At 65.7% G+C, this 11136-nt stretch carries 11 protein-coding genes and 1 tRNA gene; 3 read left to right on the top strand and 9 right to left on the bottom strand.

From position 1 onward, the window contains the following. Window positions 1–352: hypothetical protein (locus P4U43_RS05305; protein WP_277357781.1), on the bottom strand; the 352-nt coding region annotated here is incomplete at its 3' end. 275 nt (window positions 353–627) lie between these two features. Between P4U43_RS05305 and P4U43_RS05300 the strand changes: the two genes are divergently transcribed. After that, window positions 628–855, top strand: a complete 228-nt coding sequence (locus P4U43_RS05300; RefSeq protein WP_056543382.1) for a DUF3073 domain-containing protein — start codon at window positions 628–630, stop codon at window positions 853–855. Between the two features lie 178 nt (window positions 856–1033). Here P4U43_RS05300 and purM read toward each other — a convergent pair whose 3' ends face one another. The 7 genes from purM to P4U43_RS05265 form a co-directional block, all read right to left on the bottom strand. Beyond that, entirely contained in the window at window positions 1034–2158 is a 1125-nt protein-coding gene (gene purM / locus P4U43_RS05295) for a phosphoribosylformylglycinamidine cyclo-ligase (protein WP_277357780.1), read from the bottom strand. Beyond that, window positions 2155–3714 (bottom strand): amidophosphoribosyltransferase, encoded by a 1560-nt coding sequence (purF, locus tag P4U43_RS05290; protein ID WP_277357779.1) that lies wholly within the window; start codon window positions 3712–3714, stop codon window positions 2155–2157. Before purF ends, purM begins: the two co-directional genes overlap by 4 nt. A 41-nt stretch (window positions 3715–3755) precedes the next feature. After that, on the bottom strand, window positions 3756–4043 hold the full coding sequence (locus P4U43_RS05285) for a hypothetical protein (RefSeq protein WP_277357778.1): 288 nt from the start codon (window positions 4041–4043) through the stop codon (window positions 3756–3758). An 18-nt stretch (window positions 4044–4061) separates the two neighbouring features. Then, window positions 4062–5510, bottom strand: coding sequence for a DUF2079 domain-containing protein (locus P4U43_RS05280; protein WP_277357777.1), 1449 nt, complete (start codon window positions 5508–5510; stop codon window positions 4062–4064). Further along, entirely contained in the window at window positions 5507–5896 is a 390-nt protein-coding gene (locus P4U43_RS05275; RefSeq protein WP_277357776.1) for a sterol carrier family protein, read from the bottom strand. Before P4U43_RS05275 ends, P4U43_RS05280 begins: the two co-directional genes overlap by 4 nt. Before the next feature lie 2 nt (window positions 5897–5898). After that, window positions 5899–6903 carry an asparaginase gene (locus P4U43_RS05270; RefSeq protein ID WP_277357775.1) on the bottom strand — a complete coding sequence of 335 codons (1005 nt, stop codon included), beginning with the start codon at window positions 6901–6903 and terminating at the stop codon, window positions 5899–5901. A 91-nt stretch (window positions 6904–6994) separates the two neighbouring features. Next, a complete protein-coding gene (locus P4U43_RS05265) occupies window positions 6995–8608 on the bottom strand; it encodes a molybdopterin-dependent oxidoreductase (protein ID WP_277357774.1) in 1614 nt (537 codons plus the stop codon). 114 nt (window positions 8609–8722) lie between these two features. On the opposite strand from P4U43_RS05265, the gene purD reads away from it, so the two are divergent. Together purD and P4U43_RS05255 are read left to right on the top strand one after the other, a co-directional pair. Further along, window positions 8723–10048, top strand: a complete 1326-nt coding sequence (purD, locus tag P4U43_RS05260; RefSeq protein WP_277357773.1) for a phosphoribosylamine--glycine ligase — start codon at window positions 8723–8725, stop codon at window positions 10046–10048. Window positions 10049–10050: 2 nt separating this feature from the next. Next, window positions 10051–10917, top strand: coding sequence for a phosphoribosylaminoimidazolesuccinocarboxamide synthase (locus P4U43_RS05255; RefSeq protein ID WP_277357772.1), 867 nt, complete (start codon window positions 10051–10053; stop codon window positions 10915–10917). A gap of 84 nt (window positions 10918–11001) precedes the next feature. Here P4U43_RS05255 and P4U43_RS05250 read toward each other — a convergent pair. Next, window positions 11002–11078, bottom strand: a tRNA-Pro gene (locus P4U43_RS05250). Window positions 11079–11136 lie beyond the last annotated feature (58 nt).

Raw genomic sequence — 11136 nt, 5'->3', positions numbered from 1 at the left:
CAGGCGCAGTGCCCGCCGGCGCGGCAGCCTCAGCCGGGTCCTCGGTGGGACGGGGGCCGGCTACCAGTGTGCCGACGTCCTCTGCTTCTTTCGCTACCTGCGCGGCCTCTGCAGCCGCATCATCCAAGGAGGCGGCTTCGGCTGCGTCCCCGCTGATTTCCGCCGCTCCAAGGGACGGTTCAATGAGCCGGACATCCTCGGCCGAGGTGTTGAGGGTAGGTTCCACCGCATCCCCGGAGACATCCGGATCCGCAAGGTGAACGTCCTCGGCCTTGAGGATCTCGGGCTCCGGAACGGAAGCGTCTGCCGATGCCGATTTGTCATCCTCCGGCGTGTCCGGCTGATCACTCATAGTGAACTGCCCCCCTCATGCGCCTGCCGGAACGGCGGGCTGGCTATGGTCATGATTACCCCACGACTCTAGCTAACAATGGGCTTTTCCCGCATGGAGGCAGACCTTCGTTGGGTCTCCGGCTCCATCCGGCGGTGGGGCCCGCACGTTCGGCCCGAGAAACCATGTAACCTATACATACGACACATTAACCGGATACTCCGGGGCCTCGCTACGCCGTTATTTTGTTGGCCATGGCGACCACCTCCGGATCGACGCAAAAAGGGGGTCACGCCATGGGGCGCGGCCGTCAGAAGGCGAAAGCCACCAAGCAGGCACGGGACATGAAGTATTTCAGCCCGTCCACGGACTACTCGGCGCTGCAACGCGAGCTCAAGGCAACCGGTAGTCGTGCCTCCCGCCATGATGATCCGGTTGAGCCGGATTATTCGGCGTATGAGGATAAATACGCGGAGCAGTTTGATGATGAAGAGGATGACGGCGGCACCCGCCGCATCGGATAACCTCCTCTTCTGAGCAGAACGCTCGCATAAGACGTTGAGAACCAGCGGCCACGACGATCACGTCAGGCCGCTGGTTCTTGTTGTGCCCGGGAATTGTGATGCGGCTCGGTAGCCGCCGCCCTGGGACAGTTTCGGGGCCCCCGCCCGGAACAGCGCCGAGCGGGGCTCCCGAAGAAGATCAGGCGTAGGAACCGACCAGCCGCACGGAGCCGCCGTCCACACCCTTTGCACCCTGCACATAATCAGGTCCGTCGGTGCTCTCATGGGAAGCGCGTGCCACCTGGCCCATGACCCACGCGGGAACGCCGCGATCGTTCAACCGTGCAACAGCGCTGTCGGCTCCTGCGGCGGAAACGACCGCCACCATTCCGACACCAAGGTTCAGCGTGCGCTCCAGATCCGGCAGCGGTACGCTCCCCAGCTCGGACACAAGGCTGAAAACCGGCGGAAGCGACCAGGTGGAGCGATCCACGGTTGCTTCAAGTCCACGCGGCAGAACGCGCGCGAGATTGGCGGCAAGACCTCCGCCGGTGACATGGCTGAAACCGTGGACGGCGCCGTCGGAATCGAGCGGGAAATGCCGGGCGAGGTCCAGGCAGTCGGCCGCGTAGACGCGGGTGGGCTCGAGGAGTTCCTCACCGAGCGTGCGCCCGAGTTCCGAGACCTGCCGGTCCAGTGCCCAGCCGGCCTGGTTGATGACCCGGCGGACCAGCGAATAGCCGTTGGAGTGCAGGCCGGAGGACGCCATGCCGATGATGACATCGCCCTCGCGCACCCGGTCAGGGCCAAGCAGTGCGTCCGCTTCCACGACGCCGGTGGCGGCGCCCGCGACGTCATATTCATGCTCACCCAGGAGGCCGGGATGCTCGGCGGTCTCGCCGCCCACGAGGGCCGTTCCCGCGACGGAACAAGCGGAGGCGATTCCGCGCACAATAGCTGCGATGCGGTCAGGGACCACCTTGCCGCAGGCGATGTAGTCGGTCATGTAGAGGGGCTCCGCCCCAACCACCACGATGTCATCCACAACCATTCCCACCAGGTCGAATCCGATGGTGTCGTGGATATCCATGGCCTGCGCGATGGCAACCTTGGTTCCCACGCCGTCAGTTGAGGTGGCGAGCAGCGGCTTGCGGTACGTCAGCAGCTTCGAGACATCGTAGAGACCCGCGAAACCGCCGACGCCGCCGACAACATTGGCTGTGTGGGTGGCCTTGATGGCGTCCTTCATGAGCTCCACCGCCCGATCGCCGGCTTCGACGTCTACTCCGGCGCTTGCATAGGTGATGGGGTCAGGTGAGCTCATACCCGCTCTTTCTTGTCTGCTTCGGTCAGGAGGGTCTCAAGTTCGCTGCCCGGCCCGGGATCGCAGCCGGTGGCGCCCGGCTTTTCGGCCGGATCAGCCCGCTCAAGGAGGTTTTTGCCGCGGCGGTCTTCCTCGGGAAGCTTGATCGGGTAGTCCCCGGTGAAGCACGCCGTGCAGAGCCGCTCCCGCGGCTGCTTGGTGGCTTCGATCATGCCGTCCTCGGAAATGTAGGCCAGGCTGTCTGCGCCGATCGACGCGGCGATCTCATCCACTGCCGCGCCGTTGGCGATCAGCTCTGCGCGTGAGGCAAAGTCGATGCCGTAGAAGCAAGGCCAGCGCACCGGCGGGGAGGAGATCTTGATGTGGACTTCGGCGGCGCCGGCCTCGCGCAGCATCCGCACCACGGCCCGCTGGGTGTTGCCGCGGACGATGGAGTCATCAACCACGATGATCCGCTTCCCCTTGATGACGGACTCCAGCGCGTTGAGCTTCAGCCGGATGCCCAGTTGGCGGAGCGTCTGGCTGGGCTGGATGAAGGTGCGCCCCACGTACGCGTTCTTCACGAATCCGTGGGCAAACGGAATCCCGGACTGCTCAGCGAAACCAACGGCGGCAGGTGTGCCGGATTCCGGAACCGGAATGACGACGTCGGCCTCCGCCTTGTTCTCCCGGGCCAGCTGCCGGCCCATTTCGACGCGCGAATCATAGACCGAGCGGCCGGCAATCGAGGCGTCGGGCCGGGCAAGGTAGACGTACTCGAAAACGCAACCGGCCGGCGTGGTCGGTGCAAAGCGGCGGGAACGGACGCCCCCCTCGTCGATCGCGATGAACTCGCCGGGCTCAATCTCACGGATGATGCTGGCGCCCACGGTGGCGAGCGCAGCCTGCTCCGAGGCAACAACCCAGCCGCGTTCCAGCCGGCCAAGCACCAGCGGACGGACACCGTGGGGATCGCGTGCGGCGTACAGGGTGCCCTCATCCATGAACACGAAGCAGAACGCGCCCTCAATGGTGGGCAGGAGGTCCATGGCGGTGTCTTCGAGGGAGCGGCCGTCATCCCCGGCCAGCAGGGTGGTGACCAGGGCTGTATCCGAGGTGTTGCCCTGCGCCATCTCTCCGGAGCGCGGCTTCCCATGGCGGTTGAGGACGGTCTGGTAGAGATCGGCCGAGTTGGTGAGGTTGCCGTTATGAGCCAGGGCAACGGTGCCTACGGCGGTGGCGCCGAGGGTGGGCTGCGCGTTGGCCCAGTTGGAGGACCCGGTGGTGGAGTAGCGGCAGTGGCCCACCGCAATGTGGCCGGTGAGGGTGTTCAGCGTGGCCTCGTCGAAGACCTGGGACACCAGGCCCATGTCTTTGTAGACGTTGATCCGGGTGCCGTCACTGGTGGCGATGCCCGCTGACTCCTGGCCGCGGTGCTGCAGCGCATACAACCCGTAGTAGGTCAATTTGGCGACTTCCTCGCCGGGGGCCCAGACTCCGAAGACGCCGCAGGCATCCTGGGGGCCTTTTTCGCCGGGAAGTAGATCATGGGAAAGCTGTCCGTCACCGCGCACCATTACGCCATTCTCTCACGGCGTAATGAGGCTGGATTGCCGGGCTATTCGTCGTCGGTGCGCTCCGCCGTCGCCTGCTTCATGCGGCGTACGCTGATCCGGTCGAGCAGCAGCGCCAGGAGACCACCGATCAGCACTCCGGGAATCGCGAAAACCACAGTGAAGAAGCCCAGGACGGACTCGCGGGTCAGCGTGGGGTCAGCCGGGCCGGTGTAGGCCACGATCAGCGCGGCGATGAATCCGATCAACGCACCGAGGCCCATGAACGGACCGAATTTCGGCGCCCGTCGAATGGTGACCTGCCGGCGCTCTGGAGGCTGCTGCGAACTCATGGTTCAAGGCTACCGGGATCAGGTCTCCCGCTTGACCAGCTGGTACCCGGCCTCATCGAAGACCAAGGTGTAATTTTCGCCCGGATAGGTCTCCTCAGCGTGCTGTTCCGCGCTGGCCGGGCGGGTGGGCCCCCAGCTCCAGTCCTCGGCGTCGACCACCAGGTAGTCAGGCGCCGGGTTCTCATTGCCGATCCAATACACCTCGGTCTCCGGCACCAGGTACGGCATCAGCAACACGCCGGACTCAACCGCTGCGCCGGATGGAATCTCGTCCATCATCCGGTGCGCCGCATCCCAGCGCGGCGACTGCTGAAACGTCTCCGGCTTCGCAAGCGCAGCCAGCGGCTGCCCGGGCAACAGCATGAGCGCCACCACACTGACCACCGGCACGACGGCGGCGCTATAGGAGCGCAGCCAGCCGCGCCTGCTCTCGCGGGCGCGAAGAATCGCATGAATGAGCGCGGCGAACAGGATGGGCATGAGAACGGCGTTGTAGTGCCAGTCCGGCCCCCAGTAGGACTCATTCCCCGCAGCAAAGCGCCATATCAGGGTGGGAAGCAGCACTGCGGCCAACGGCGAGAGGAGGAACAGGAACCCGCCGGCGAGGCACAGCAGCCACAGGGTCTCGTATTTCTCCACGACCGTCATCATGGTGATTACGGTGCCCACGGGGTTGGCCAGGAGCGCGTCTACGTCGATGCGATCGGAGTAGTCGTACGTGCCGCCGGTGTTCAGTGCCGGCAGAATGACCTTCACTGACAGGACCACCCACGCGAGCCCCCAGACTGCCAGCCCCAGGCCGGCCTGGTAGCGGCGTCGGAAGCGCCAGGCCAGCACCAGGCCGAACGCGAAGACGGTCAGCCCCATGTCCTCCTTCACGAAGACCAGCAGTGCGCCCGCGACGACGGCCGTGCGCAGCCGGCCCTCGATATACGCCTCCAACGCCAGCGCCAGCAGGGGCAGCGCCAGCGCCACCTCATGAAACTGCACAGCGACGGCGGCCTGGATGCCCCAGGACAGGCCGTAGGCGGCTCCAAGGAAGAGCCCCGGGACGCGCCCAACATGATGCACGGCCAGGCGGGTGAGAATCAGGACCGACCAGCCCACCAGCAGGTTCTGGAAGACCAGCAGGGTCAATCCGGACGGGAAGAGCGCATACACGGGTCCCAGGATGACGAGCAGGGGGTGGAAATGGTCGCCGAGGAGATTGAACCCGTGACCTTTGATCGGCACGATGGGCGCGTCGAACCCCGCATAGGCCTTGGCCAGCTGGGTGAAGATGCCGAGGTCCCAGGACGGGGTGTCGAACCGGTTCCACTGAGTGACCGAGAAGATCGTGTACAGGGCGGTGACAACACCGGCAACCACCCAGGCTTCCGCCGGTTGCCGGCGAAGGGCAGCGAGCGCGCCACGCCATCCCCGGACCACGAGGTTCGGTTGCGTGGCATGGTGGCGCTCGAGGATCATGCCGGGCCTGTCGCAGGCCCGGGCGGTTCCTGCGGAAACAGTGGCAGAAGCGCGGAGAGGTCCGCCCGCTGACCGGATGCCGCGACTGCGCCGGAGGTGAGGGCTTCGGCCCAGGTCAGGGTCCCCAGGACGAGGGCGAGCCAGATGTCAGCGTCGGTCTCAATGACGTTGGGCGGGGTTCCGCGGGTATGGCGGGGACCTTCGACGCACTGCGTCACGCCCAGTGGCGGGACGCGCACTTCCACGCTGTTGCCGGGTGCGCGGAAGGCGAGCTCCTCCAGGGAGTAGCGAACCGCCGTCGTACGTTCTGTGCGGTCGGTGCTGCCGGCGGCCACCGCGCGGACTGCAGCGTTGCCGTCCGCGGGTGGGATACGCCGTCTCGCCATGGTTAGTCCAGCAGCGCCATGACCGGAGCGGCGAGGCGCAGTTGGCCGACGGGCTCGCCGCCGCCCAGCACGGGCTGCACAACCTTCTCCAGTACCGGTGCTACAGCCTCCGCCTCGAGGGCACCTGAGGCGGCCAGAAGAGTGAGCCCTACCAGTGTGGTCGCCCGGATATTGCCGTCCAGGATCTTGAGCGCCATGGACACGCCGGTGGGCGTAGCCATGACGAGGACGCCCTCGGCTCCGTTCTTCGCCAGGATCCCGAGGTCTTCCATCACTACCGAGTTCTCGCGTCCGTGGCCGTGGACCGCCCATGGATAATCCAGCATGGCGGTTGCGATGGTGGCCGCGCGGGCATCGGCGTTCTTGTCACTGGGGGCCTTGGCGATCTTGCCGATTCCCCGCGCGAGACCGGTGAGTGAAACGGCGCCGAGCGGAGCGCCGCAGCCGTCCACTGCCCAGTGCTCCACTTTCTCTTCGGTGTATTCCTCGATGATGGCGGCGATGCGCTGCTGTAGCGGGTGGCTGCGGTCCAGGTAGGTCTTGTGGTCCCACGAGTTTTCGGTGCAGGCCCAGAGAAAGGCGGCGTGCTTGCCGGAGCAGTTGAAGGCTACCCGCTGGCGGCCCTTGTCGCTGCGGATGAGCGAGTGTCGGGCTTCCTCGTCCTGCGGCCAGTCAGCCGGGCACTGCAGGTCCTCCTCGGTGACTCCGGCGGCGCTCAGCATGGATTTCACGACGTCCATGTGCTCGAAACTGCCGACATGGCTGGCAGCTGCCAACGCAACCTGGGCTCCGCGGAGCGGGACGCCGGCCTGCATGGCAGCCAGTGCCTGGAACGGCTTCAGGGTGGAGCGGGGGAAGATCGGCGCGTTGACGTCACCGAGTTCCGTGACGGTGGAGCCGTCCGCTGCGAGGACCACGGCTGAGCCGATGTGGCGGGACTCAATGAAGCCGTTGCGCTCCAGGACCGCGAGGTCAACCGCGCTGGAGGAGGTAAAGGTGGAGGGCATGGTTCCAGTATTACGCATCGTCGAGGCGGATGTAGCTTGTGCCCACCGGAGGGAACGGGTCATCCGATGGGCACAAGGATAGGGGGCTGTCCTACTCCGCTGAGAACTGGACCGTGTGCCAGCCCGATGCGCCGTCCGGAACGGTATCGGCGCGCTCTTCGGTCTGGACGCCGTCGGGATCGTAAGCTCGTGAGCGGATGCGGTGGGAACCGGGCTCGAGCTGCACTTCGTGGGTCCACTGCCGCCAGGTGTCCACGGTGTATTCGGCGGCGAGGGTCGCTTCCTCCCAGGGGCCGTCGTCAATCTGGACCTCCACCGTGTCGATCCCGCGGTTCTGCGCCCAGGCAGTGCCGCCCACCCGGAAGGTGCCGGCAGCCACGTTGCCGAACGGCCGCGGAACCTCAATACGCGACTGCGTCTTGATGGGGCCCTTCTCAGCCCAGCCGCGGTCCGTCCAGTAAGCCGTGGCGTCCGCGAAACGGGTCACTTCAAGGTCAATCACCCATTTGGTGGCGGAAACGTACCCGTACAACCCGGGGACCACCATGCGCACCGGATAGCCGTGCTCGAGGGGCAGCGGCTCGTCATTCATGGCTACTGCGAGGATGGCGTCCCGCTCATCCTGCAGGATGGGCAGGGGAGTGGAGGCGCTGAAGCCGTCGGTGCTGGTGGACAGGACCATGTCAGCGTCTTCGGTGGGACGGGCGCGTGCAAGGAGCTCGCGGATCGGGTAGCCGAGCCACTTGGCGTTGCCGATCAGCTCCCCGCCCACCGGGTTGGAGACGCAGGTCAGCGTGATGTGCCGTTCGATCAGCTCCGAATCCAGCAGGTCCTGGAAGTTGATGCGGATCTCCTCCTCCACCATGCCGTGGACGCGCAACTCCCAGGTGTCCACGTCGATGGTGGGAACCTGCAGGGCTGTGTCAATCCGGTAGAACTCCGGATTGGGCGTCAGCCACGGCTCAACTCCGTCAACGTCTACATCAACACCGGCTGGGACCGGCATCGCGGGGCTGGCGGGTGCCGGGAAGCTCAGGCGTTCACGGGCAACATTGACGGTGTTGCGGATTCCACTGACGACGGCGCCTCCCGCTGCAGTAGCGGCGGCGACGACGGCGGTAACGCCCGCTGCCGCGAAGAACCCGCGCCTGCTGACGGAAGTCCTGGCGTTTGTACTGGCACCCACCGGGCGGGAACCGCCGGCGTTGAAGGCGCCGTCGTCGTCGTTGGTTGTGGTCTCGGTCTGTGGCTGCGCCGAATGCAGCTTCCGGATCATCAAGCGCAGCGCTGCCAGCCCGGCCAGGGTGCCGATCACCGAAGGGATCGCGTCACTTACGGATGCACCGGCACGGGAGACGACGGCGGCAACCATGACGGCGCCCATGAAGAGGACACCCGCCACACCCAGGATCCAGCGCCGCCAGGCCAGGTAGCCGAGGATCGCGGCGAGGATGATGATGGTGACGGCCATGCCGACGAAGAGCGCGAGCTTGTCGTTGGTACCGAAGGTGTCGATCGCGAAGTCCTTCAGCCAGGCCGGCGTGAAGTCGATGAACGTGGAGCCCAGTGCAATCAGCGGTGCCGACCGCGTGGAGAAGAACGCGCCGATCAGCTCGGCCACACCGAGGACCAGCCCGGCCGCGAGTATGCCCGCGAGCATGGCTAGGGTCGAGGCGGAGCGGCTGGACGTGCGAACGGCTTTCATACTGGGTGTTCGGAGAGACAGGCCCGGTGTATTGGTATTCCGGACGTGCCGGCTGACTTCACAGTTTCTGCGGCCAGTAGTTGGGTGGGGGAGGACCCAGTACCCTGAACTACTGTGAAGGTTCTCGTTATTGGCCCTGGAGGCCGCGAACACGCCCTTGTCCGAGCGCTCCTCGCCGATCCATTCGTGGGCGAGGTGCATGCCGCTCCCGGTAACGCCGGAATGGCCCAGGATGTCCCCGTGCACAACATCGATGCCAATGACCCGGTTGCCGTGACGGGACTTGCCTCGCGCCTGGGGTCGGACCTGGTGGTTGTGGGCCCCGAGGCTCCGTTGGCTGCCGGTGTGTCCGACGCGCTGATTGAAGCAGGCATCCCCGTTTTCGGACCCACGAAGGCTGCGGCGCAGCTCGAGGCCTCGAAGGCCTTCGCCAAGCAGGTCATGGCGGCTGCCGGTGTTCCTACCGCGATGGCGAAGGTCGCGTCAACTGCAGCCGAAGCCGAAGCCGCGCTGGATTCCTTCGGTGCCCCGTATGTGGTCAAGGATGACGGCCTCGCCGCGGGCAAGGGCGTGGTGGTCACGTCGGACCGGGCAGCCGCCCTTGAGCACGCCGAGGTGTGCTTTGGCGCCGGCGGCTCGGTGGTGATCGAGGAATACCTTGACGGCCCCGAGGTGTCCCTGTTTGTCCTCTCGGACGGCACCAGCGTGGTGCCCCTTGCCCCGGCACAGGACTTCAAGCGCATCTTCGACAATGACGAAGGACCGAATACCGGCGGCATGGGTGCCTACTCGCCGCTGGAATGGGTGCCGTCCGGTCTGGTGGATGAGGTGATTGAGCGCGTTGCGCTGCCCACCATCGAGGAGATGGCACGCCGCGGCACACCGTTCACGGGGGTCCTGTACTGCGGGCTCGCGCTCACGTCGCGCGGGCTCCGCGTGATCGAATTCAATGCGCGGTTCGGTGATCCCGAGACGCAGGCCGTGCTGGCTCGGCTCAAGACCCCTCTGGGCGGCGTCCTGCTCGCTGCCGCAAAGGGGGAACTGGACACGGTCGACAACCTGAACTGGTCTTCGCAGGCCGCGGTCGCCGTGGTCCTCGCGTCAGCAAACTACCCCGATTCACCGCGCACCGGCGATGAAATCCGTGGTCTCGCGGACGCGGCTGCCCTGGATGGCGTTTCCGTGCTGCACGCTGGCACCGCGCTGGACGCGAATGGCTCGGTGGTGTCAGCCGGTGGGCGGGTGCTTGCCGTCGTCGGACTGGGCAAGGATCTTGAGGAAGCGCGCAACAAAGCGTACGACGGCGTGAGCCGCCTTGACCTCGAAGGCGGCCAGTACCGCACTGATATTGCTGCGAAGGCCGCGCGGGGCGAGGTTGTGGTGTCACAGCCGGCTTCAGTGACTGGTTCAGCGGCGGGTTCACAGACGGGCGGGGTATAGGCATGGCACAGGAACTTACGGGTTGGCGGCACATCTACTCCGGGAAGGTCCGGGACCTGTATGAACCCGTGACGGGCGAGGATGACCGCGTGCTGGTGGTCGCCAGTGACCGGATCAGCGCCTACGACTTTGTGTTGTCTTCCGAGATCCCGGACAAGGGACGCGTGCTGACCCAGCTGAGCCTGTGGTGGTTCGAGCAGCTGGCCGGCATCCCCAACCATGTCCTCTCCACCGACGTTCCCGCCGAGGTTGACGGCCGGGCCATGATCTGTCAGCGGTTGGACATGTACCCCGTGGAGTGCATAGCGCGTGGATACCTGACCGGTTCCGGGCTCCTCGAGTACAACGAGTCGCGGACCGTGTGTGAGCTGCCGCTGCCGGAAGGCCTGGTGGACGGCTCCCGTTTGGACGAGCCGCTGTTCACCCCGTCCGCCAAGGCTGAGGTGGGCGAGCACGACGAGAACATCACCTATGACGCCGTCGTCATGATGCTGGGGGATGATCTCGCCGCGAAGCTGCGCTCGCTGACGCTCGATATCTACTCCCGTGCGGAGTCGATTGCACTGGATCGCGGCATCATCCTTGCGGACACCAAAGTGGAGTTCGGAATGTCCCGCTCCGGTGAAGTGACCCTCGGCGACGAGGTGCTGACGCCGGATTCGTCGCGGTTTTGGGACGCGGCCCTGTACTCGCCGGGGAAGTCACAGCCCTCCTTCGACAAGCAGTTTGTCCGCGACTGGCTCACGTCCGACGACGCCGGTTGGGACCGTGTGTCAGAGCCGCCTGCACTGCCCGCCGAGGTTATCGCGAAGACACGCGCCCGGTACATCGAAGCCTACGAGCGGCTGACCGGCCGGACGTTCGTCTGACCTCGCTTCGTGTGACGCTTCACCGCGTCTGACGCAGAAACGAAAAGGTGCCCGCAGTGTGAACTGCGGGCACCTTTTCTTCTGTGGTCGGGGTGACAGGATTTGAACCTGCGGCCTCGTCGTCCCGAACGACGCGCGCTACCAAGCTGCGCCACACCCCGATTGAGCTGTTCCGAGAAGCCCCGAAAGCAACCTCTCAAGGATAACGGACAACGGCGT

The organism is Arthrobacter vasquezii (assembly GCF_029455255.1).
Lineage (GTDB): Bacteria > Actinomycetota > Actinomycetes > Actinomycetales > Micrococcaceae > Arthrobacter_D > Arthrobacter_D parietis.
This window is presented reverse-complemented; position numbering and strand designations above follow the sequence as displayed.

What these genes read in the sequence shown, in the direction of transcription:
- P4U43_RS05300 (WP_056543382.1), top strand. Translation starts at nt 628, where the DNA reads ATGGGGCGCGGCCGTCAGAAGGCGAAAGCCACCAAGCAGGCACGGGAC.
- purM (WP_277357780.1), bottom strand. Translation starts at nt 2,158, where the DNA reads ATGAGCTCACCTGACCCCATCACCTATGCAAGCGCCGGAGTAGACGTC.
- purF (WP_277357779.1), bottom strand. Translation starts at nt 3,714, where the DNA reads ATGGTGCGCGGTGACGGACAGCTTTCCCATGATCTACTTCCCGGCGAA.
- P4U43_RS05285 (WP_277357778.1), bottom strand. Translation starts at nt 4,043, where the DNA reads ATGAGTTCGCAGCAGCCTCCAGAGCGCCGGCAGGTCACCATTCGACGG.
- P4U43_RS05280 (WP_277357777.1), bottom strand. Translation starts at nt 5,510, where the DNA reads ATGATCCTCGAGCGCCACCATGCCACGCAACCGAACCTCGTGGTCCGG.
- P4U43_RS05275 (WP_277357776.1), bottom strand. Translation starts at nt 5,896, where the DNA reads ATGGCGAGACGGCGTATCCCACCCGCGGACGGCAACGCTGCAGTCCGC.
- P4U43_RS05270 (WP_277357775.1), bottom strand. Translation starts at nt 6,903, where the DNA reads ATGCCCTCCACCTTTACCTCCTCCAGCGCGGTTGACCTCGCGGTCCTG.
- P4U43_RS05265 (WP_277357774.1), bottom strand. Translation starts at nt 8,608, where the DNA reads ATGAAAGCCGTTCGCACGTCCAGCCGCTCCGCCTCGACCCTAGCCATG.
- P4U43_RS05255 (WP_277357772.1), top strand. Translation starts at nt 10,051, where the DNA reads ATGGCACAGGAACTTACGGGTTGGCGGCACATCTACTCCGGGAAGGTC.